The sequence below is a fragment of the Rhodococcus sp. BE178 genome (assembly GCF_050433545.1).
Taxonomy (GTDB): domain Bacteria; phylum Actinomycetota; class Actinomycetes; order Mycobacteriales; family Mycobacteriaceae; genus Prescottella.
The window spans coordinates 680,122-701,920 of sequence record NZ_JBNPXA010000001.1; the positions used below are offsets into that span (position 1 = coordinate 680,122).

The following is a 21,799-nucleotide window of genomic DNA, read 5'->3' on the forward strand; positions in this document are numbered from 1 at the left end:
CCCTCTGTCACAACTTGGTGAGCCCGCGAGACCCGATAAGACACACAGGCCCAGCACCACGGTCTTCACCTTCGCCGACGTCGCTCTCGTTTCGTACCTGAAATTTCGGCAAAGGTTCAAACAGACATTTCAGTTGCTAATGCGCAATAGGCCGACTGCGCCCGACATACGAGCGTGAGCAGTCTGAGGGCTTCACCCCCGTTATCTTCGTCGCAGTCCCGAACCGCGGGGCCACTCTCGCCAGGTTCGGCATGACTTTCTTCCCCTGTCTCTCGAATGATCCGGGGTGTCGCCGAGCTTGGTGGCATCGATGGACCGCGGATAGGGACAGGGCCACCGGATCATACGTAGGTAGAGACAGAGGGTTCCTGATTGATTCTGACGCGGGGTGTCGGCAGGACCGATCATCGGCTGAGCGGAACTGCTCCAGATTCTGTGTGATCAGAGGGCCCCTTTAGTACTGCAACGGCACTTATAGCGGGTGTCCGCGGGTTCGGTAGTGGCAGGTGCGGGCCTGGTGTTGTCGGCGTCGTCGCCAGGGTGACCAGGACCAGACGTGGCCATCGGGGTGGGCGTGTCGGAGGATTAGATGCACGAGCAGGCGGCGGATCTCGGGTACCGTATACGCGATCATGCCCTGATCGTGTGTTCCGGTTCCCCTTTTGCTGCTTCGGTTTTCGTGCCGGCAAGCCAGGCGAGGGCGAGCATCGACAGGGTGGTGTGGGCGTACCAGGCGCGGTAGGTGCGAACCTGGTACTGGTCGAGGCCGGCCTCGTTCTTGGCTTGTTGGAAGCATTCCTCGACCCGCCACCGGGACCCGGCGACGGCGGCGAGTTCAGTGAGCGTGGTGCGGCGCGGCCCGGCACAGATGTAGTACGCGATCTGGGTCGGATCGGAGAGGGACCGGCGTGCGAGGAGCCAGTGCCCACGCCCGGGCGCCCAGGCGATCCGGATCGGGACCCGCACCCAGGAATACTCGCGCGGCCCGTGGGCGCCGTCGCCCGCGGAGATGCGGCGCCATTGCTTCGCGGGGACCTCCTCGATCAGGTGATCGGCGCGGCCGGTGCGGCCGTCGGTGGTGAACACGTCGTCGTTGCGCCGGGTGGCCAGCACATACGACACGTCCCGCTCCTCGAGCCAGACCCGCAGGTACTTCACCTGACCGTAGGCCTCATCGGCGGTGACCCAGGAGAACGGAACCTGCGCGTCCAGGGCTCGTTCGATCATGTGCTGCGCCAGTGTGGGTTTGGTCGCGAACTCCACCTCGTCGTCGATTCCCGCGGCGCGGCACCGGGCCCGATCGCAAGTCCAGGATTCGGGTAGGTAGAGCTCCCGGTCGATCAACGCGTGCCCCGCATCGGAGGCGTAGGCGAGGAACACCCCGATCTGGCAGTTCTCCACCCGCCCCGCGGTGCCCGAGTACTGGCGCTGCACCCCGGCCGAGCGGGTGCCCTTCTTCAGGAAACCGGTGTCGTCGACAATCAACACCCCCGAGCGGTCGCCGAGGCGCTCGACCACGTAATCACGGACATCATCACGGACCCCGTCGACGTCCCAGTCCGCCCGCCGCAACAGCCGCTGCATCCCGTCCGGGCTCACCTCACCGGCCCGCTCGGCCAGCGTCCACCCGTTCTTCCGTTCCAGACCCGCAACCAAACCCGAGACATACTCACGCACCCGGGACCGAGGCTATGCCCGCGCAAACCGGCCAGACACCCGCTCATGCAACGTATCCAGCTCCGCAGCAACCACATCGACAACCACTCAACAAGTATCGAACACCTGTCAAGCAAGTGCCGTTGCAGTACTAGTAGGACTTTGTTAGGTCTGTCACGGTTGGGTGTGGGGTCTCGAGTTTCGGCGTGATCTTCGAGACGATGATGGGGTGGATGCCGCAGCCCTGTCCGAGGTCGATGAACGTCTTGATTCCTTTGTCGGTGAGGTGTTCTCGTCGTTGTTGCGTAAGGACAGGCTGGCGACGGCAGGGGTGTATACGCGAGGATTGATGCTCAGTGGTGAGCGCAAGTCGATGCAGCCGATGGCGGCCCGACTCGGTGTCGATCATCAGCGGTTACAGCAGTTCGTGACCACCTCCCCGTGGAAGGTCGAGCCGGTGCGGATGGTGCTCTCACGCAAGGCGTGCGAGCTCATCGCACCGGACGCGTGGGTGGTCGACGACACGGGGTTCGGCAAGGACGGCGATGCCTCCCCATGTGTGGCCCGGCAGTACTCGGGCACGTTGGGCAAGGTCGGCAACTGTCAGATCGCGGTCAGCGTGCACGCCGCGTCCGACGACGCGTCATGCCCATTGAACTGGCGACTGTTCGTGCGGCAGAGCTGGGACGAGACCTGCGTCGATGATCCAGGTGCTGCGAGCGTCGTCGCGGCACGCCGGAAGAAGTCAGCGATACCCGACCGGGAGCGGCACCGGCCGAAATGGGAGATGGCGGTGGAGATGATCGACGAACTCCTCGCCTGGGGTCGTCCCCAGCCCGATGTCGTGGTCGCGGACGCCGGCTACGGCGAGGGCGCACAGTTTCGCGCCGCACTCTCCGACCGCGGTATCCCCTACATGGTGGCAGTCAAAGCAGCGACCGGCGTCTACCCGGCCGACGCCCAGCCCGAGACCCCGCCCCGGATCGGCCCCGGGCGTCCCTTCACCGCCCGTTACCGGGTGCCGAAGTCCAGCTGCAAGGACATGGTGATCGCCGCCGGACCGGATGCGGCGCAGGAAGTGTCGTGGCGGCGCGGCACCAAGACCACACCCGGCAATCCTGACGCCGTCATGCGCTCCCGGTTCGTCGCCCTGCGGGCCCGACCCGCTGGCCACCGAGTGCCTCGCGCCACCGACGGATCGGTCGAGCAGGTGTGGCTACTGGCCGAATGGCCCATCGGTGCAACAGAACCCACCGACTACTGGCTCTCCACCCTGCCCGCGGACATCCCGATCGACGAACTCGTCCGCCTCGCGAAACTCCGCTGGCGCATCGAACACGACTACCGCGAACTCAAAGTCGCCCTGGGCCTCGACCACTTCGAAGGCCGCTCCTGGCCCGGTTGGCACCACCACGCCACCCTTGTCACCGCCGCCCACCTGTTCCTGACCACCCTGCGGCTGACCGACCCAAAAGCCGGTGGGCAGGGCTGACCCTCTACGGCATCGTCCGCGACATCCAACGCGCACTCGCCATCTGGATCGGCACCTGCCCACTGTGTCACCACAGGTTTCCAACCTAACAAAGTCCTACTAGGTGTCATAGTCTCCGTCGTCCCACGGGGCGTAGAAGGCCATATAGTCGCCCGGTTCGACCGTGACATTCCAGTACCACTCATGGTCGTCCTCCGAATCCGGCCCGTGAAGGATCAACCCGAACTCGTGCCCGTGCGCCGTCACGGAGAACGGGGCGACGGTAATGTCGCAGAACGAGACTGGTTGAATCTCCGAAAGCAGGCGCTCGACGGCATTCTCCTGCTCGTCGAAGTGCGCGACGTTACCGGGAAGCGAACCATCCCCGGGTCGGGTTCCCAGTGGAACAATCGTCGAATCCACAAGCGCGCCGCCCACATCGAACAGGTACCTGGCTGCGAACTCCGCCCCGGACGCGTCGCCACTAGCCCACGCGAACGGAGTCGTGACAAAGAACTGGCGGCCGTCGACTGCCGTCCCGACGAACGCCGCGTGGTAGTCGTCATGCGCAATCACCAGGGACTGGGGAGCCAACTGTCCGTCAGCATCCCGCAAACCAGGATCGAGATGATAAGTCACCCAAAAATGATAACGATCAATCAACAGCACTGATGGAGATGCGCGACGGTGACACCCGGCTGCCGAATGGGCGTGACCGGATCCGGATCCGGATCCGTATGAGCAGTGGTGCTCGATACGTGTGTCTGCCGACCAGTCAGCCGCGCCAGTCCGCTTGCGCCCCAGCCCGGCCGCTCATCCCTCGCGCTCCGCCGCCACCTCGGCCAGTTGGTCGAAGGTCCGCACGAGGACCTCACGTCGCCGCTCCTTGTAGTCCGGCGCAGGCTCCAGCCCGTCGATCGCCCCGTCCCAGACGGCCAGGAACCGGTCTCTCCAGCCGACGATGGTCTCTGCGTCGGGCAGGGTGACCCCGACGTAGTGCTGCTGCGCGATCAGGTGGAGCAACTCCAGGTTGCACGGCACCGCGACACCCCAGTACTCATCCGGCTCGATCTCGACCGGGTCGCCGGACATCGCCTTGGTCACCTCGTCGACGAGCCGGCCGGTCATGTCGGAGAGATGATCTGCGGCGGTGTCGTCGTCGAAGTTGCCGCTGCCCCAGGTCCCCATACTGTCCACACCCTCCTGTATCCGATTCTGGCGACATCGAACCAGACAGCGCCGACATTCCGCCGTCGGCAGGCCAGGCCCGGGCCGCGCTAGCCGGTCATGGCGCCGATGGCCCCCGTGAAGTAGGGCACCAGCCAGATCGTCCACACGACCAGGCTGAACTGGTGGAACTTCGCCTTCTCGGAGGGACGATCGCGGAGCAGGACAATGACGGCCCACACCAGGTGAACGGCCATGAGCACGATTGCCACGGCTCCGGTGACGATCATGATCTTGTCGAAGGTGGATGTTCCGGTTTCCGATGACTCGTCGGAGATTCGACTCATCAGGAAGGTACCGGTGGCGTCGCAGACCAGGCCGAGCGCGAAGGCGCCGGCATGCCACCACTTCAGGGTCTTCTGGATGCGTTCCGACCACACGCCGACGGAGTAGAAGACCAGGGCAAACGTGATGACGATGATCGCGGTGGCCAGCATGCCCCGAGACTAGCCGGGGCTTGATGCCGATCCGCGACGCCTCGCCGCCATCTGCCGCCGTCGGCTCGGAACGAGACGCATCGCCGCCGAGCTCGTCACCGGTCAAGATCACGGCGGTGAGCGGATTGGCGAGAATCTGGGCGGCCGTGGAATCGCTCATGCCGGCGGGAACCGGCAAGACCCGCCCGGCGTCGGCGACGACATACTCCTGCCACATGCCCTTGACCCCGATCGTGATGACGCGTTTCCCGACGGTCAGACCGTCTGTGCCGCTACCGAGTTCGTCGATCACGCCGACGGATTCGATTCCGGGTACGGTGGGGAACTCCGGGATGAATCCGTATCGGCCGCGGATGGTGTGCAGATCGCTGGCATGGACGGGTACGGCGAGCACCCGGATCCGGACCTGGCCGGGACCGGGCTCCGGAATCGGGCGGGTCTGCAGGTGCAGAACCTCGGACGGCTCACCTACCGTGTCGGCGACGACAGGCCGCATGGTTCTCATCTTCCGAACGGTCCTTCGGACGGATCCAGACCTCGCAGCGGTTTCGGCTCGCACAATGTCTGCTGTGCCCTGTGAGGGCGAAGATTCGGATCGGCGCGGTGCAATTCCAGCCCTACTTGCTCCAATGCTGCCACCACGGCGGGGTCGTTGCGGTCCAGACCGTCGTCTCACTCCCCGCCCCGCACCTTCGGCTAACCATCCCGCGGGCACACTCTGGCTGCCGCCGACGGGAGCGCTACCGTTCGGTCGCATCAGCAGGCGCGCCGCATTCAGCACACGCGCGCGCCAGTGCCTCGATGCGCGGCCGTCCCACACCGGCCGGGGACCGTACCGCCAGCAGCGGCGGCCACGGCCAGTGCCGGCCGAGGCGGCCCCGCGCCCGCAGGAAGCCGAGTCCGAGCACGAGGCCGAAGATCAGGTGCCCGATCAGCGAGAGCGTGATCGTCGTCGGCGTCAGCGGAAACATGTCGTGCTCACCGCGCGACGACAGGGCAACCGTTGCAAGGAGCCCAGCCCATACAGGGACCACCGCGCCGGTGACGAACGCGAGGAGGACGGTGCGGCGGGACCGGTGGTGGAGGCCTAGCGGGACGGACCGTCTTCCGGACGGATTCGACGGCGGGCAGGGCTGCGGCGGGCGGCCCGTGTTCGTGAACATCGGGGATGGCGGTACCGGGGATACGGGGCATAGCGGGCGGGGTCCTTTCGATCGGGGGACCTCTCTCGACGAGTGGCCGGTTTCCGAGGCCTCTCCAGCGTCCGTCGGGTGCCCTGCCTGCGAATAGTCCCCCGAGGGGTGATGAACAGCCACCCTCACGCACTCACGACTGCGACCTCCACCCATGACGCCCCACCCGTCGGCGCTACTCTGCTTTCCTGCAGCAACCTTCGCCCTGCGATCGCGGCCGGGCCACATCATCTGGGGGTAGTCGTGGGCTATGCATCCTTCACCAACTGGCGACGACTGGATGGTGACCCGGACGTCATCTGGCACGCATTCACCCACCCGGTGGAGACGGGGCTGTACGAGGAGCACAAGACGGAGACCGTGCTCGGGCCCGACTTTGCGATGGCCGCGGGGCACGGCTGGGACAGCAAGCACGGCGAGGAATGCGACTTCGACGTCGTCCGATGGACCATCACCCGGCACGTGCCGAACGAAGTGTTCGAGTTCTCCGGCAAGCAGCGGGGGATCCGGCAGAACGTCGTGCTCACCATGGAGCCCGCGGACGGCGGCCACATCGTGACCGAGACCATCCACTTCCGCCCGGCACTCGCCGGTAGACCGGGTGCGCAACTGCTGTCCTGGCTGCTCCTGGCCACCGGCCTGCTGGCCAAGGTCGGCAATGATCACGGCGAGAATCTCGATCTGCTCGAACAGCACGTCGCAGCCATGTAGCGGAACCTGTCGGCGCCTCGAATGGTCTGGGGAAATAGGCTTTGAAGTGACGGATCTGATTTCGAGCGGGATCACGGCCCTGCGTGCTGTTGGATGGGCGTGGGAGCCTGCAGGTGACCGGCAGGTGGTGTTTCCGGGTTCTCGTTACGAGGTGGTACCGCCGCAGTTCTCGGCGTGGTCGTCGGCCTTCGGGCGCCTGTCGAACGCGGATGAGACAGTGTGGTTTCTGTCCGCAGGTGACTACTCGGCCGTCGGCGAAGACGCCTTTGCGTGGAACGAGTTCGAGATCATGAGTTTGGACGCCGCGGTGACCGACGAACAGGTCTCGGCCGTCGTTCGTTTCTGGGACCGCCACCTTCCGGTTCTGGTGTCGGTGAAGGACGGTTATTCGTATGTCGCAGTCGTGACGTCCGGTGAGGGTGTCGGAAGGATGGTCTTCGGCGAGGAGCCGGAGTTCGAGGAATCGGTGCCGCTAGCGGACGACTTCGACCAGTTCCTCGCCATCATCGCAGGCCGGCGGGACCCTGCCGATCCGCGTCTGTGGAACTTCCTCTTCGACAAGTGAATCGCTTCCTGGGTGGCCGGCACTTCAGCCCGGCGCGCCCAGGAGTCGTGTAGTTGTCGGCCCTGCTGCTCCCTCACCAACCTGTTCGGCGCCGAGAACGTCAGGCGAGTTCCGACTCGGCATCGAAGCGTGCGCGGGCGTTGTCGATGTCCGGCAAGTACGTTTCGGCCCACCCGAGGAGGACGTCGACCGGGTGACGAAGGGTCTTGCCGAGCGGGGTGATCCGGTATTCGACGGCGATCGGGCGGGAACTGAGCAACTCGCGCTGGATGATGCCGTTGCGTTCGAGACGACGCAGCGTGGCGGTCAGCGATTTTTGTGTCACCGCGGGGATCGCGCGACGCAGATCGTTGAAACGGCTCGGCCTCTCGCACAGTTCGTTGAGCACCGCCAACGACCACTTGTCGAGGATCTGATCGAGCAGCTCTCGATGAGGCGGGGTGATCGTGAGTTCGCCGCGAACGGCCGGGGAAGTATCGCGCATGCTACCTAGTCTCGTTGAAGTGACCCCCGTATACCAGGTATCAAAGTTATACCCATCCAGCTCGTATTTCGAGGAGATCTCTCATGACCGTTCAGTACCTCACGCCCGAGGGCATGACGCATCCCACTCCGTATCATCACGTCGCCGTCGGCTCCGGAACCCGACACGTCCACGTGGCCGGCCAGATCGCGCGGCTCGCCGATGGAACCCCAGTGGCTCCAGGCGATCTCCCGGGGCAGGTCGCCCAGGCACTGCGCAACACCGCTACCGGGCTGGCCGGGGCGGGCGCGACGTTCAACGACGTCCTTCGCCTGACCTTCTACGTCACGCACTGGCATCCCGAGAAGATCGGCGAGTTCATGACCGGTGTCGAACGGGTCGCCGAGGACATCGGGCTCCCGCTGCCGCTACCGCCGGCATCGCTGATCGGCGTGGATTATCTGTTCGAGCCGGACGTGCTCGTCGAGGTGGAGGCGACCGCCGTCATCGACTGACTGCATTCTCGGAGCCGCCCGTGTCGGAACAGACCGAGGCTCGACGTCGAAGGTTGTCCCGCAGGACAATCCCGCTACGAGCCAACGTCACAGCGGTGACCTCGGGTGGTGCGTGACAGTGCGCCCACCCGAGGGCCTCGCCTTCACTGGGCCGTCGATGACATCGACGGCTGCCTCGATCCGATCGCCGGAAGTCGAGGCGTCGCGGAGCTCCGCAGCTTCCTCACATCATGTAACCATCCCGCCATGACGGAGGAAGCCTGGATCATGGTGCGCGACTCCCGGTGTCGATCGGCCATACCGCAGAATGGGCGTCGTGACGAGAATGGACGAAGTGGCGCCCAACGTCTTCCGTGCCACCGGGACGGACGTAAACGTGGCGATTCTCCGAGACGGTGACGCCTTGACCCTGATCGACGGCGGCTATCCCGGCGACATCGGCGCCGTCGAAGGCGCAATCCGCTCCCTCGGCCGCCGTCCCGAAGATGTGCAGGGCATGCTGCTCACTCACGCACACATCGACCACATGGGTGCGATCGTCGCGTTCCACGACCGCTACGGAATTCCCGTGTTCACGGACCCTGCCGAGGTCGCCCACGTGAGACGGGACTACCTGGAGCAGGCAACTGCCAAGGACTTCCTTCCGATGCTTCACAGGCACGGAGTGCTGCCGTGGCTGCTGCGCATTGCACGGGCCGGGGCGACCAAGCCGCTCTCCCTCGACGACGCCCACGCCTTCCCGTCCGACGGCCCCCTCGACCTGCCCGGTGCGCCCGTCCCCGTGGCGACCCACGGCCACACGTCCGGGCACACGGCGTACCACCTGCCGCAGCACGGCGTGATCGTCACCGGCGACGCACTGGTCACGGCGCATCCACTGTCGAAACTGCAAGGCCCACAACTTCTCCCGGCGGTCTTCGACCACGGGACGTCGGACACTCTCGCCGCGCTCGACCATCTGGCGACACTCGACGCGGAGACCATCCTCCCGGGGCACGGACCCTCGGTGTCCATGCCGATCGCCGCGGCCGTCGCGCAGGCAGTCAACAGGTACCGGATCGGATAGTCGACCGCCCGGTCGCGTGTCGTGCAATCCGTCGAGACGAAGGATCTGCTCGATCACGTCCTCACCGTGGCTCGTCGAGACGCGATGATCGCGAACCAGCGGATCCGCGCTCAGTTCAACGCCCGGAGGCTCTCCAATCTGCTCAGGATCGGCGCCCGCCACTCCTCGAGATCCTCCGGGCCGTTCTCGGCCCACAACTCGTGGAGCTCCGAGGTGTCGCTGTCGGCGATGGCGCGTCCGAGCGTCGTGAGGATCCACGCGCGCTGCTCCGTCGTCAGGGACCCGGTGTACGCGGCGGCGTCGATCCCCTCGAGCTGCGAGGGCGCCGACCGCAGTCCGTGGGCCACCGCGACGACCTCTGCGAGCGCGATTGCCGCCTGCGCGTCGTCCGCCTCGAGGTACTCGTCGTCGACGTGCCGGCAGTAGTCGTCGATGTCGAACTCGCCTGCCCGAATCGCCGCGAGCAGGTCGCCCGCTCCGTCGTTCTCGAACGGTCCCGAACCCCACGTCCCCACGTTCGCTCCTCCTGTTCCGCGGGCTGCTCAGCCCGTCGTGCCGACCCTACGGTCGACCACCGACAGTCCACGACCGGCGGCATCCAACGCCGAGTAGCCCATCGCGGCGAGCCCGATGGGTCGGCGTGACGGTGGAGGAAGTGAAGTTCGGAGGCCGGAAAGGGGGATGCCCGCTCCTTTCCACTTTCAACTTATAGCGCACAGGGGGCCTTGCGGCAAGGCCCCGGTCATGCCGCAGAATCGCTGGCCGAGGTCTGGAACTGAGGGAAACGGAAGCACCGGGATGCACATGTCGAATCAGGGGTACGACGACGAACTGCAGCACGAGCAGAGCTACGTGACCGGGCTCTACGCACGGCTCGACGCCGAACGCGCGCGGGTGAAGGGCAGGTACGGCGCGGCGTTGCGGGGACACGACGGGACACTCGTGGATCGGGAGGCCGAGGTGCGCGCGCTGGCCACCGAAGTGAAGCGGCTGGACGTGGCCGACAACGGGTTGTGTTTCGGCCGACTGGACTCCGTGTCCGGAGATCGTTCGTACATCGGCCGCATCGGCCTGTTCGACGAGACGAACGAGTTCGAACCGCTGTTGCTCGACTGGCGGGCACCGGCAGCCCGCGCGTTCTACGTCGCCACCGCCGCGAGCCCGGAGAACATGCGTCGGCGTCGCCAGTTCCACACGCGGGGGCGTCGAGTGGTCAGCTTCACCGACGAGGTCCTCGGCCGCCCCGACGGTGACGAGCGGGCCGACGGCGCGGCACGGGGAGACTCCGCCCTGCTCGCGGCGGTCAACGCACCGCGCGGTGACGGGATGCGCGACATCGTGGCGACGATCCAGGCCGAGCAGGACCGGATCATCCGGCTCGACCACCCCGGCGTGCTGGTGATCGAGGGCGGCCCGGGCACCGGGAAGACCGTGGTGGCGCTGCACCGCGTCGCGTACCTGCTCTACTCGCAGCGAGAGCGGATCGAACGCCACGGCGTGCTCGTGGTCGGACCCAACCCGGCGTTCCTGACCCACATCGGCCGCGTTCTGCCGTCGCTGGGCGAGTCCGACGTGGTCTTCATGACCACGGGCGATTTCGTGCCCGGTCTGCGCGTGACCGCCGAGGACGGACCGGAGGCCACGCGACTCAAGGGCTCGCTGAAGATCCTGGACGTGCTCGCGGCCGCGGTAGCCGACCGGCAGCGACTGCCCGAGGATCCCCTGCCGATCGAACTGTCCGACGTCACAGTGCGGATCGACGCCGAGACCGCACAGTGGGCCAGGGAGGAGGCGCGCGCGAGCGGGCGTCCGCACAACGAGGCCCGCTCGGTGTTCGCCGACGTCGTGACCTACGTACTGACCGAACGCGCGATTGCGCGGATCGGCCGGGGCTGGCTGACCCGGAAGGACGAGCAGGCGTGGGAGGAGTTGCGGGCCGACCTGGTCGCCGAGCTCGCCGACCATGATGCGTTCGCCGCCGCGCTCGACGAACTCTGGCCGAGCCTGACGCCGGAACAACTACTGGCACAGCTGTACACGTCCCCCGAACGGCTGCACGCGGCCGGCGCCGACCCGGCGCTGGGACGCGCCGACGGCGACGCCTGGACGGTGTCGGACGTGCCGCTGCTCGACGAACTCGTCGACCTGCTCGGCCCGGACCCGTCGGCCCAGCAGGCCGCCGACCGGGAGCGGAGGGCCGCAGCCGCGGCCGAGGCGTCGTATGCGGCCGGCGTGCTCGACCTCATGGTCGGTCGTGAGGACCACATGGACGACGACGACCATTTGTTCGCAACGGATTTGCTCTATGCCGAGGACCTGGCAGACCGGTTCGTCGAGCACGACACTCGGGAACTCGTCGAACGTGCTGCCGCGGACCGGGACTGGACCTACCGGCACGTCGTGGTCGACGAGGCCCAGGAACTGTCCGAAATGGACTGGCGGGTGCTGATGCGGCGCTGCCCGAGCCGATCCTTCACCGTGGTGGGCGATCTCGCCCAGCGCCGGTCGGCGGCCGGAGCGACCTCGTGGGCCACGATGCTGGATCCGTACGTGCCCGACCGCTGGGTCTACCGGTCACTGTCGGTGAACTACCGCACCCCGGCGGAGATCATGACCGTCGCCGCCGCGCTGCTCGCCGAGTTCGCGCCCGGAGTCCAGCCGCCGGAGTCGGTCCGTGCGTGCGGGGTCCGACCGTGGTCCAGACGGATCACCGAGGGCGAACTGGCCGCTGCCATCCAGGAATTCGCGGGGGACGAAGCCGGACGCCAGGGGACCAGCGTCGTGATCGGGCCGCCGGGGGTGCCGGGCACGGTGGCGGCGTCGGAGACGAAGGGCCTGGAATTCGACGCCGTCCTGGTGGTGGAGCCGGAACGGATCCTCGCCGACGGCCCCCGCGGCGCGGCCGAGCTCTACGTCGCCCTCACCCGCGCCACCCAACGCCTCGGCGTGCTGCACCAGGGCCCATTGCCGCAGACCCTGACCGGACTCGTCGAGACCGGGACACCTGCCCGGGCCGGGAATCGACCGTCGGCGTAGCGACCGGCGTCGGGCGGATTCACACCACCGGACCCTGCCACAGACGCACCGCGCCCGATCCGTCCGGCGTGCGCAGCTGCGTTCGGTCTCGCAGACTGACCGCCGCGAAGTCGAGGGCATCGGACACCGCCGAAACACCGCACCCTTCGAATTCTGCCGAGAACAGCGACCGACCGAACGTCGCGTCGAATACCTCCAGCCCTCCGGGCGACGAGACGAGCCAGCCGGCCGGATGCGCGCTGACCGTGCTCCGCGCCGGCATCGTCAGCTCCGCGCCCACCTGCGTGAGGAATGCGTTCGACATGGTGCGCAGCCTACAAACACCCGGTCAGGCGTCCGACTCCCACAGGTCTGCGAACGCGGCCTTCTTCTCTCGATTTCCGATCCGGCGCACGTAACCCGAGGGCGTGGAGCCGTTGTGCTTCGCCGCATGGGCATTCGCACCGCGATCCCGCAGAAGGCGAATCAGGTCGGAAGCGTTCTCGGCGGGAGACGAGGCCGCGACGAACAGAGGGGTCGCTCCGTCGGCCGCCGCGGCCTCGATGTCGGCACCGGCAACCAGGAGAAGCAGCGCAGTCGTCGACCGGCCGTCCTGAACCGCGAAGTGCAGCGGCGTAAAGCCCTGGTAGTCCGGGACGTTCACGTCCTCGCCGGAACCGAGCAGCGATCGCACCGCGTCGTCGTTGCCGTCGAGTGCCGCGTAGTGCAGCGGTACGCGTCCTCCGCGGTCACGCTCTGCCACTGTTCCTCTCCCGTCCCTCGTCAACGCGAATCGATGCCCCAGTCTCGCGCGCAACCGCACCGCTCCACGGCCGGCCGTTCCGCGCCCACGACTTGGACATTTGACCAATTTCGGGAGTGCGCGGGCGCGGCGGCATCTAGGCTTGCCCGTCGTCCCCTCAGCGAACGGAAGTACCGGTGTCCCCTCAGCGCCTTGCCTGGCTTGCCACTCTCACCTTGGGCCTGCTGGTCGTCGTCCAGGCCGCCGCGGATCCGAGCGGGCTGCTGAGCCTGGTCGGCTGGACCGGAGCCGACCTGTGGCCGATCCGTGCCCCGTGGCAGATCGCACCGTTCGTCGTCTATCTGCCGGTGCTGCTCGGTGTCACGTGGTGGGCGGTGCGCTCGACCGCCGGGTCGCGCTGGCTGTTCACTGCCGCCGCGTCGAGTGTCGTGCTCGCGGTGATGTTGGCGAAGTTCGCCATGTCGTCGGTGGCGGTGCACGACATCGGGACCGCCGCGTGGGGCGCGGGATTTGCCGCGGCCAAGGCGCTTCCGGCAGCACTGATCGTCGCCGGCGTCGTCGCGGTGGCCGGACGCAACCGCGCTGTCCCCGAGGTCCCCGCCGACGCGCCCCCGGTCCGGGTCGGGGCGCTCGTCTTCGGGGCCGCGGCACCCGTGCTGGCCGGGCAGTGGTGGGCGGGAGCGCCCTACGACCGGTGGATGCCGGCACCGAATCCGATGAACGGGCTGATCGCAACCGTCGGAGGTGTCGCCGTTCTCGTGCTCGGCACGATTGCCTGCCATCGGGTGCTCGGCCGCCGGATATCCGGCGGCCCCGCCGCAACCTTCCTCGCCGGGTGGTTCGCGGCGATGGGCGCGGGCATCCTGCTGGCACTCACCGCGACGATCGTCGGGCTGTTCTCCGATGACGGATTCGCCGGCGACCTCTGGCCGTTGATGTCCGGATACATCCGGTTCGCCGACGGCGTCTCCTACGGCGCCTGCACCGGTTGGATCGTCGGACTCGCCGCGCTCTGGGCGTACCGCCGTCGGGAGCAGCCGGCACCGGTCCCCCACACCGCAGCGTTGATCGGCGCAGTGGCGCTGCTCGCCGTCGCGATCGCCGTGCCGCTCCTCGCCCGGCCCGACGCCGCACCGACCGCCACTGCCTCGCCCGCGGCGGCCGACGCCGCCGACACCGGGGCCCTTCTCCCCCTGCGTGTCTCGGGCGAGGTTATCGCCGACTCCGCCGGCCGTGAGGTGCTGCTCCGCGGAGTCAACGTCAACCAGCTCGTCGACTTCTACGCGCCCCGGCCCGAGGTCCCGTCGACCCTGCCGCTGACCGACGAAGACTTCGCCGGGATCGCCGACCACGGGTTCAACGTGGTCCGCCTGGCACTGTCCTGGTCGGCGCTCGAGCCCGAGCCCGGACGCTACGACGAGGCCTACCTCGACCGGATCGAGCTGGCCGTCGCCCAGGCCAAGGCGCACGGCCTGTACACCGTGCTCGACATGCACCAGGACGGCTGGTCGAACGCCCCGTCCCCCGACGACGTCGACTGCCGACCCGGCACCTCGCCCATGTGGGGCTACGACGGCGCGCCCGAGTGGGCGACGATCACCGACGGCGCGCCGCGTTGCCAGTTCACCGGCCGCGACATCTCGCCCGCCGGCGGCCGCGCCTTCACCAACTTCTACTACGACACCGACGACGTGCAGGAGCACCTGGTCCAAGCCTGGGCGATGCTCGCGGGCAAGTTCAAAGACGAACCGGCTGTCGCCGGGTACGACCTGCTGAACGAGCCGAACTTCGGCGAGTCCGCGCCGCTGACCTCGTCGCTGCTGCTGGGCCGCTTCTACGACCGGACCATCGACGCCATCCGGGCAGCCGGCGCCGAGCAGATCGTCTACTTCGAGCCGAGCATCCTGTGGTCGGGCCTGGGCTTCGACAGCGGCCCGCCGGCCGGCTTCACCGACGATCGCAACATCGTCTTCTCCCCGCACCTGTACGCGGAGTCGATCACCATGGACGCCTCGCTGGGCCTGCCGACGATCGTCAGCATCGAACGGGGCTTCACCCTCGCCGAGCGGGTGGCAGACAAGTACGGGGTCCCGGTCTGGACCGGCGAGTACGGATACTGGGGCGACGGCCTCGTCGACAACGCCACCCGCTTCGCGAAGGAACAGGACGCGCACGCCCAGGGCGGTGCGTACTGGGTGTGGAAGCAGTCGTGCGGGGACCCGCAGAACGGCATCCAGGAACTGGGCGACGGACTCATGCCGGTCCTGTGCAGCACCGGGGCCGACGCGCCGCGGAATACCGCGCTGCTGGACCAGCTCACCCGCGCCTACCCGCGATTCGCGCCCGGGCGGATCACCCATCTCGCGGCGGACGGGAATCGGTTGGAGCTGACCGGCCGCGCCGGTGACGGCAGCTGCCGGCTCGAGGTCTGGTTCCCCCACGCGGTCGGCACCGGAGCCTCGGTCGTCGACACGTTCGGGATCGACGACATCACGATGACGCCGCTCGGCCGGGGCACGCTGCTGACCGGATGCGCCACCGGCGACTACGAGGTCCATACGGACGGTGCCTGAGGCACTGCCGAACTCGGCTACGGGGCCCGGCGCCCGCCGACCCTCAACGCCGCGGTTCGACGTTCGGCACCTTGACCGATGCAGTGTCGCTGCGCCGCACCGTAGTGCGGTCGGCGCCATATGATGCGAGGGCCCGGCCGCGCGCCTGCGCGGCCGAAGCATGTCGACGCACCCCTGTCCTGGCCCGGATCCGCTACCGGACCCGGGGACCACGAGGGCAACGAACCCTCGGATCTGCTGGACAGTCTCCGCCGAGCACCTCACCTGGTGTGCGGCGCCGCGTCGCCTCGAGCCGCAAAGGAGTCACATGAACAACGAACTCGCGGATCCGGCAACCGCCGCGATCGCCAAGGGTGACGTCGTGTTCATCGGAAGTTCGGCCGCGCTCGAGGATGCGCGAACGCTGGCAGGCGCTCTCGGTCACCGCCGCGCCGACACCGTGGACAGCAGCATCGACTGCGCCGTGGTCGACGACGACGTTCTCGACGGCATCTGCACGGCGACGCAGGCGGCACTGCTCGTGCAGGTCCGAGCACTGGACGTGCCGGTCCTCACCGTTCACGATGCGCGCACCCGCTTCCGGATCGCAGCCGGGGTCCTGTCGCCGACGTGAGCTGACTCTCAGCCCAACCTTCGTCTTTTCACAGACTCCGGTGCTACAAAAATAAACATGTTGTGGCTGTGGGTCGTACTGGGCGCGTGGATCGTGCTCGCTTGCGGGGCGGCCGTCCTGATCGGACGGTCGATCCGTCGTGCCGACCGCGAGGAGCTCGGGTCGACCCTCGACTGGAATCCTGCCGACCTCGTGTCCGAGGACATCGAACGTCCTCGCGATTCACGGCACTGACCCTCTCCCCTGTCGCCGGATCACCCGGCATGTTCGGTGTCATCCCCACGCGATCTCGCCCGTGCCGAGAGTCGCGGTCGGGCACAGGAATCCGGCTAGGACGACGTCTACCGACGCGGGATCCGGGATCAATCGGACGATTCGACTCCGACACCGGACAATAGCCCAAAAACACGCATTCACCTGGACATTCGCACAGGTAGCGCAGTCTTCGACGATCCCGTACAACTGACGACAGACTCGTGATCTGCAGCACACCGTGCCCGGGGTTTCGCGGGCAGACCACCTACCGAAGGGTGCCCTGGATGCCGCTCCCCATGCCACCGGCCGACTCCGTCTTCCTGCTCGGTGAATCGCGGGAGCATCCCATGCACGTCGGCGGACTGGTCCTGCTGCAGCCACCCGACGGCGCCGAGTCCCACGACGTCCGGGCGATGCTCGACGCCGCCGTCGCCCGGAACGAGGTCACCCCGCTGCTGAGCCAGCGCGCCAGACGCTCCGTTTCGTCACTGGGACAGTGGAGTTGGGAGACCGACACGCAGTTCGACATCGGGCACCACATCCGGCACGACGCGTTGGCGCGGCCCGGCGGGATGCGCGAACTGTCGGCGCTGGTGGCACGGCTGCACGGCTGCACGGAACACTGCTGGACCGCAACCGGCCGCTGTGGGAGATGCACCTGATCGAGGGCCTCGCCGACGGCCGCTACGCCGTCTACACCAAGATCCACCACAGTGTCACAGATGGTGTGGGCGCGATGCGGTTGCTGCGCCGCTCGCTCAGCATCGACGCCGACAAGCGCGGCATGCCCGCCCCGTGGGAGCCCCGCATCCGGAGCGAACGTCCCACCCGCGACACCGGACTCGTCGATGTCCCCCTCGCCGCCGTCCGCGCCGCCGTGGACGTCATCGGGGAGGCCACCGGTCTGGTCCCCGCACTGACCGGGACGGTGCTCCGCGCGCTGCGGCAGCAGGGCGGGCCGGTTTCGTTCGCCGCGCCGCACTCCGCCCTCAACGTGCCGATTACCGGCGCCCGCCAATTCGCTGCGCGCAGTTGGTCACTCGACCGCCTGCGTCTGGTCGCGAAGTACGCCGATGCCACGATCAACGACGTGGTGCTGGCCATGTGCTCCGGCGCCCTCCGCAGCCACCTGACGGAGCGGGGCATGCTCCCCGACGCTTCGCTGGTCGCGATGGTTCCGGTCTCGCTGCGGGACTCGCGGGAAAGGCCGGAGTCGATTGTCGATCCGAACGACAAGAGCGGCAACGAGATCGGCACCCTCATGTGCAACCTGGGCACCGATCTCGCGGATGCCGGCGACCGGTTGGCGCGGGTGCACCGATCCATGACGGAGGGCAAGGCCTCGCTGCGTGGGATGAGCACCGCACAGATCGTCGCGATGAGCGCGCTCGGCTCGGCACCGCTGGCACTGGACATGCTGTTGGGCCACCACGGTCCCGTCCGACCGCCCTACAACATCGTCATCTCCAACGTGCCCGGCCCCAACGCGCCGCTGTACTGGAACGGTGCCCGCCTCGACGCGCTGTACCCGCTGTCGATCCCGCTCGACGGCCAGGCACTCAACATCACCTGCACCAGCACCGAGGAGTCGATCGCCTTCGGCCTCACCGGGTGCCGCCGCGCGGTGCCGCGTCTCGAGCCGATCCTCGAACACCTCGACCACGAGCTGGCCGCCCTCGAGATCGCCGTCGGCATCTGACGCCCGCGGCGCCGGTGCGTCACGCTTCGAACGGAATCACATTGCCGGCGGCGTCGCGCGCCCCGACACCGGCTTCGATCGCGGTCGCGAGATCGGTGACCGACTCCCACCTGGCCGGCGGTTCGCCGTCGAGGTTGCCGATCGTGAACCACGCTTCGGTGTCGCGGTAGCGGACGAGCCCCCGCCCCAGGGCGTCGACCATGACATCGAGGGCACCGGACACCGTCCCTTCCTCCTCGGTCATGACGGCGGCGCTCACGGGGATCTCGACGATGTCGTTTATACGGACCCTCCTTGACGGACACAATCATCAACGGCGGTGCGCAGGGCGGCCTGCTCGGCGGTGTCGACGGCGAGCCCGTACTTTACCTTGATCTGCAGGTATCGATCGACGTACGCGCACCGGAACTTCCCGGGCGGCAAGTAGTTCGCCGCGTCCTGATCACCCTTCGACCTGTTGGCCGACGGATCGGATGCCGCAAGATTGATCGCGTCGTTGGCGATGCGGCGACGGGTGTCTTCGTCCCGCGTCGCGGCGCCCGACCGCCACGCTTCCGCCAACGCGACGATGTGTTCCGCATCGACGGCCGAGGACTCGGTCATCCACTTGTACGGCTTGAGTTCGCCGGTCTTGCGATCGAGAAATCCGTACTCGTCCCGCCACCCGCCGTCGGAACCGACCGACAGCTCACAGGTCTTCGGATCGAGCCGCACCGACCCCTCCGCGTCGCGCAACATCATCACGTCCCGGGTCGTGCACCGGCTGTACTGCGCGTACTCGGGACCGAACCCGTGTTCAGGCTGGTTCACGTCCCAGTGCGGGAACTGCTCGCGGCTGTACCCGGCCATCGGCAACTCGGGTGCGACCGTCACCTGTGCGAGCAGTTCGGCGAGTTCGCCGACGGCGACCGTGTCCTTCGCCGGACCCGACTCCGGGCCGTCGACCTTCAACCACTCGTCGACCAGCACGTAGCCGACCGCCATGATCACGGCGAAACAAACTGACGCAGCGACGGTGAGCGCTCGGCGCACGGAGCGGGAGGCGCGAGACAACTTCACTCGGCCACCCCCGCGAGTGCGGACATACAGGACTTGTCGATTCTCACTGCACTCACGGGCGACCCGGATCCTCTTCTCTCGTACATATGTTCGCAGGGAAGATCCTAGACGGCCCGAAAAATCGGCTTGTCACCTGTTACCACACACCGGAATTCGCCCTCGCGTGCTTCCGTGAACTGGGCGTATTGTCCGAACCGGGCCGCTCACCGCCCCGCCCGAGTGCCAGTGTCAGGAGTTCGATGTCCACAAACATGCAGTACGTGAACCTCCCCGGAACCGACCTCGCCGTCTCGACGGTGTCGTTGGGCTGCAACAACTTCGGATCGCGTATCGATGCGTCGCAATCCCACGCCGTCGTCGACGCCGCATTCGAGCAGGGCATCACGTTCTTCGACACCGCCGACATCTACTCCACCGGCGAATCCGAGAAGATCCTCGGCGCAGCGCTGGCGGGCCGTCGGGACCGAGCCGTCATCGCTACCAAGTTCGGCGGACCGATGAGCGACGAGGACCGCGGCTCCTCCCCCGCGTACGTCCGACGCGCCTGCGATGCGAGCCTGCGCCGACTCGGGGTCGACCACATCGACCTCTACTACCAGCACATGCCCGACCCGACCGTGCCGATCGAGGACACCCTCGGTGCGCTCGACGAGTTGGTCCGGGCCGGCAAGGTCCGCCACGTCGCGTGCTCCAACAACTCCGCACAGCAGATCGCCGACGCGGTGGGGACCTCCCGCGAACGCGGCCTCACCCGCTTCGTCGCCGCCCAGATCGAGTGGAACCTTCTCGAGCGCAAGGTCGAGAACGACGTCGTGCCGGCCTGCGAGGAACTCGACCTCGCCGTGATCCCGTACTACCCGCTGGCCGCCGGACTGCTCACCGGCAAGTACCGCCGGAACACGGAGTTCCCGGCCGGCTCACGCTTCGACAAGTCGGAGTACTTCGCGGCCACCGCGACCGATGCGGCGCTGACACGGGTCGAGGAACTCCTCACGCTGGCGAGCAAGCTCGACCGTCAGCTGTCCGAGCTCGCGGTCGCGTGGCTGGACGCCAAGCCCCAGGTCGCGTCGGTGCTGATCGGCTCCTCCACCCCCGCCCAGGTCGCCCGCAACACCTCGCACCTGCGTCGTCCGCTCGACGAGGACGAACTGGCACTGATCGACGGGTTCCTCGCGCAGCGCTGACTCGGACCGCGCCCGAAAACGCGGTGGGCCCGCTCGATTCGATCGAGCGGGCCCACCGTGACAGTTGTGGAGCGTCAGTCCTGCGCGAGCGGCGGCAGGGTAACGACCTGACCCGCGTACGACAGACCGGCACCGAAGCCGACCAGCAGCGCCAGCTCGCCCGGCTTCGCCTTGCCCGTACGGATCACTTCCTCCATCGCCAGCGGAATCGACGCCGCGGACGTGTTGCCGGTGTCGGCGATGTCGTCGGACACCGGCACCGACTCGGGCAGCTTGATGCTGCGCGCGATGACCTCGTTGATGCGACCGTTCGCCTGGTGCGGGATGAACGCGCCCAGATCCTCCATCGCGACCCCGGCCCGCTCGAGTGCCTGCGTGGCGACCTTGCCCATCTCGAAGGCGGCCCAGCGGAACACCGCGGTGCCCTCCATCTTGATCCACGGACGCTGCGACGGATCGTTGGCGAACGAGAGCCAGTCCGGCTCCTGGCGGATGGCCTGCGACTGCGAGCCGTCGGAGCCCCACACCACGGGACCGATGCCTGCGACGTCGCTCGGACCCACGACGACCGCGCCCGCACCGTCACCGAAGATGAAACGCACCGAACGATCGGTGGGCTCGGTGCTGTCGGACATCCGCTCGACGCCGATGACGAGGACGTACTGTGCGGTGCCGATCCGGACCATGTCGGACGCGATGGACAGCGCGTAGCAGAAGCCCGCGCAGCCGGCGGTGACGTCGAACGCCGCGGCACCCCCCGTCCCGAGGACGTCGGCGACGATCGCGGCGCACTGCGGCGTCTGAGATGGGTAGGTCGAGGTGGCGACGACGACGGCGCCGATCTGCTCGCCGGTGAGGCCGGCGGCTTCGAGAGCCTTGCGACCGGACGAGATCGCCATCGCGAGCACGCTCTCCTCGTCGTTCGCGAATCGTCGGTTCTTGATCCCGGAACGCGACTGGATCCACTCGTCGGTGGAGTCGATCAGTTCGCAGATCTCTTCGTTGCTCACGACCCGCTGCGGGCGGTAAACACCCAAACCGAGGATGGCGGATTGCCGGACCTCGGTGGAGTTCGAGATCTGCGCACCCATGTTTGGTCTCCTCTACTGCGTATTCTCGCGACGCAGAACGCCACGCGACGACGCCCACGCGGCACCGTCTCCCACGACACGGTACTTCGCCCCACCCGCAGGTTGTGTTACTCGGGTCCCTGTATTCGCGCGTCGGCCGTCGGCCGCCGGCCTGCGGCGTCTTCCGTCCACCGGATCCCAGGGGCGGGCGAGGCCCGGGGAGCCGCACCCGCACACCGCGCCGGACAATCCTGAGATACCCGA

The 21,799-nt window shown here is 67.6% G+C and carries 20 protein-coding genes and 4 pseudogenes; 11 read left to right on the forward strand and 13 right to left on the reverse strand.

Annotation, left to right across the window (positions count from 1 at the left end; genetic code table 11):
• Nucleotides 1-630: 630 nt before the first annotated feature.
• A pseudogene (locus tag J2X34_RS03130) lies at nucleotides 631-1,764 on the reverse strand (IS701 family transposase).
• A gap of 121 nt (nucleotides 1,765-1,885) precedes the next feature.
• Between J2X34_RS03130 and J2X34_RS03135 the strand changes: the two are divergent.
• Entirely contained in the window at nucleotides 1,886-3,148 is a 1,263-nt protein-coding gene (locus J2X34_RS03135) for an IS701 family transposase (protein ID WP_429516100.1), read from the forward strand.
• A gap of 99 nt (nucleotides 3,149-3,247) precedes the next feature.
• Here J2X34_RS03135 and J2X34_RS03140 read toward each other — a convergent pair whose 3' ends face one another.
• The 5 genes and pseudogenes from J2X34_RS03140 to J2X34_RS03160 form a co-directional block, all read right to left on the reverse strand.
• On the reverse strand, nucleotides 3,248-3,766 hold the full coding sequence (locus J2X34_RS03140) for a hypothetical protein (RefSeq protein WP_429516101.1): 519 nt from the start codon (nucleotides 3,764-3,766) through the stop codon (nucleotides 3,248-3,250).
• A 174-nt stretch (nucleotides 3,767-3,940) separates the two neighbouring features.
• Complete coding sequence (locus J2X34_RS03145) at nucleotides 3,941-4,315, reverse strand: DUF4259 domain-containing protein (protein ID WP_429516181.1); 375 nt, start codon at nucleotides 4,313-4,315, stop codon at nucleotides 3,941-3,943.
• 89 nt (nucleotides 4,316-4,404) lie between these two features.
• On the reverse strand, nucleotides 4,405-4,791 hold the full coding sequence (locus J2X34_RS03150; protein WP_429516102.1) for an HsmA family protein: 387 nt from the start codon (nucleotides 4,789-4,791) through the stop codon (nucleotides 4,405-4,407).
• A 178-nt stretch (nucleotides 4,792-4,969) separates the two neighbouring features.
• Nucleotides 4,970-5,548: pseudogene (locus tag J2X34_RS03155) on the reverse strand (alcohol dehydrogenase catalytic domain-containing protein); the annotation flags it as partial.
• Nucleotides 5,532-5,891, reverse strand: a pseudogene (locus tag J2X34_RS03160) (hypothetical protein); the annotation flags it as partial. The pseudogenes J2X34_RS03155 and J2X34_RS03160, both read right to left, overlap by 17 nt.
• A 336-nt stretch (nucleotides 5,892-6,227) precedes the next feature.
• Here J2X34_RS03160 and J2X34_RS03165 point away from each other — a divergent pair.
• Together J2X34_RS03165 and J2X34_RS03170 are read left to right on the forward strand one after the other, a co-directional pair.
• Nucleotides 6,228-6,695, forward strand: coding sequence for a hypothetical protein (locus tag J2X34_RS03165; RefSeq protein WP_429516103.1), 468 nt, complete (start codon nucleotides 6,228-6,230; stop codon nucleotides 6,693-6,695).
• Nucleotides 6,696-6,741: 46 nt separating this feature from the next.
• Nucleotides 6,742-7,260: a hypothetical protein gene (locus tag J2X34_RS03170; RefSeq protein WP_429516104.1), complete on the forward strand. Its 519-nt coding sequence runs from the start codon at nucleotides 6,742-6,744 to the stop codon at nucleotides 7,258-7,260.
• Between the two features lie 100 nt (nucleotides 7,261-7,360).
• Here J2X34_RS03170 and J2X34_RS03175 read toward each other — a convergent pair whose 3' ends face one another.
• Nucleotides 7,361-7,744, reverse strand: a complete 384-nt coding sequence (locus J2X34_RS03175) for a winged helix-turn-helix transcriptional regulator (protein WP_429516105.1) — start codon at nucleotides 7,742-7,744, stop codon at nucleotides 7,361-7,363.
• Between the two features lie 83 nt (nucleotides 7,745-7,827).
• Between J2X34_RS03175 and J2X34_RS03180 the strand changes: the two genes are divergently transcribed.
• A complete protein-coding gene (locus tag J2X34_RS03180; protein ID WP_429516106.1) occupies nucleotides 7,828-8,238 on the forward strand; it encodes a RidA family protein in 411 nt (136 codons plus the stop codon).
• 325 nt (nucleotides 8,239-8,563) lie between these two features.
• A complete protein-coding gene (locus J2X34_RS03185; RefSeq protein ID WP_429516182.1) occupies nucleotides 8,564-9,304 on the forward strand; it encodes an MBL fold metallo-hydrolase in 741 nt (246 codons plus the stop codon).
• 110 nt (nucleotides 9,305-9,414) lie between these two features.
• Here the strand turns inward: J2X34_RS03185 and J2X34_RS03190 are convergent, their stop codons facing one another.
• Nucleotides 9,415-9,819: a DUF4259 domain-containing protein gene (locus J2X34_RS03190; RefSeq protein WP_174913230.1), complete on the reverse strand. Its 405-nt coding sequence runs from the start codon at nucleotides 9,817-9,819 to the stop codon at nucleotides 9,415-9,417.
• Between the two features lie 289 nt (nucleotides 9,820-10,108).
• Here J2X34_RS03190 and helR point away from each other — a divergent pair, with 289 nt between their 5' ends.
• Nucleotides 10,109-12,340 carry an RNA polymerase recycling motor ATPase HelR gene (gene helR, locus J2X34_RS03195; protein ID WP_429516107.1) on the forward strand — a complete coding sequence of 744 codons (2,232 nt, stop codon included), beginning with the start codon at nucleotides 10,109-10,111 and terminating at the stop codon, nucleotides 12,338-12,340.
• Nucleotides 12,341-12,359: 19 nt separating this feature from the next.
• On the opposite strand, the gene J2X34_RS03200 is transcribed toward helR, so the two are convergent.
• Both J2X34_RS03200 and J2X34_RS03205 read right to left on the reverse strand, forming a co-directional pair.
• Entirely contained in the window at nucleotides 12,360-12,644 is a 285-nt protein-coding gene (locus J2X34_RS03200; protein ID WP_429516108.1) for a hypothetical protein, read from the reverse strand.
• Nucleotides 12,645-12,668: 24 nt separating this feature from the next.
• Complete coding sequence (locus J2X34_RS03205; protein ID WP_429516109.1) at nucleotides 12,669-13,082, reverse strand: ankyrin repeat domain-containing protein; 414 nt, start codon at nucleotides 13,080-13,082, stop codon at nucleotides 12,669-12,671.
• Between the two features lie 176 nt (nucleotides 13,083-13,258).
• Here J2X34_RS03205 and J2X34_RS03210 point away from each other — a divergent pair, with 176 nt between their 5' ends.
• From J2X34_RS03210 to J2X34_RS03225, 4 genes and pseudogenes are all read left to right on the forward strand, one after another.
• Nucleotides 13,259-15,655, forward strand: a complete 2,397-nt coding sequence (locus tag J2X34_RS03210; protein WP_429516110.1) for a glycoside hydrolase family 5 protein — start codon at nucleotides 13,259-13,261, stop codon at nucleotides 15,653-15,655.
• Between the two features lie 307 nt (nucleotides 15,656-15,962).
• The gene (locus tag J2X34_RS03215; RefSeq protein ID WP_114723351.1) at nucleotides 15,963-16,268 is read left to right on the forward strand and encodes a hypothetical protein; all 306 of its coding nucleotides are present in this window, start codon (nucleotides 15,963-15,965) and stop codon (nucleotides 16,266-16,268) included.
• Nucleotides 16,269-16,325: 57 nt separating this feature from the next.
• Nucleotides 16,326-16,502 (forward strand): hypothetical protein, encoded by a 177-nt coding sequence (locus J2X34_RS03220; RefSeq protein ID WP_174913240.1) that lies wholly within the window; start codon nucleotides 16,326-16,328, stop codon nucleotides 16,500-16,502.
• A 305-nt stretch (nucleotides 16,503-16,807) separates the two neighbouring features.
• Nucleotides 16,808-18,222 (forward strand): annotated as a pseudogene (locus J2X34_RS03225) (WS/DGAT/MGAT family O-acyltransferase).
• Nucleotides 18,223-18,241: 19 nt separating this feature from the next.
• On the opposite strand, the gene J2X34_RS03230 reads toward J2X34_RS03225, so the two are convergent.
• Both J2X34_RS03230 and J2X34_RS03235 read right to left on the reverse strand, forming a co-directional pair.
• Nucleotides 18,242-18,481 carry a hypothetical protein gene (locus J2X34_RS03230; RefSeq protein ID WP_254622649.1) on the reverse strand — a complete coding sequence of 80 codons (240 nt, stop codon included), beginning with the start codon at nucleotides 18,479-18,481 and terminating at the stop codon, nucleotides 18,242-18,244.
• A gap of 20 nt (nucleotides 18,482-18,501) precedes the next feature.
• Entirely contained in the window at nucleotides 18,502-19,281 is a 780-nt protein-coding gene (locus J2X34_RS03235) for an HNH endonuclease family protein (protein ID WP_254622650.1), read from the reverse strand.
• Between the two features lie 239 nt (nucleotides 19,282-19,520).
• On the opposite strand from J2X34_RS03235, the gene J2X34_RS03240 reads away from it, so the two are divergent.
• Nucleotides 19,521-20,465: an aldo/keto reductase gene (locus J2X34_RS03240; RefSeq protein ID WP_429516111.1), complete on the forward strand. Its 945-nt coding sequence runs from the start codon at nucleotides 19,521-19,523 to the stop codon at nucleotides 20,463-20,465.
• A 74-nt stretch (nucleotides 20,466-20,539) separates the two neighbouring features.
• Here the strand turns inward: J2X34_RS03240 and J2X34_RS03245 are convergent, their stop codons facing one another.
• Entirely contained in the window at nucleotides 20,540-21,556 is a 1,017-nt protein-coding gene (locus tag J2X34_RS03245) for a beta-ketoacyl-ACP synthase III (protein ID WP_114723348.1), read from the reverse strand.
• Nucleotides 21,557-21,799: the final 243 nt, after the last annotated feature.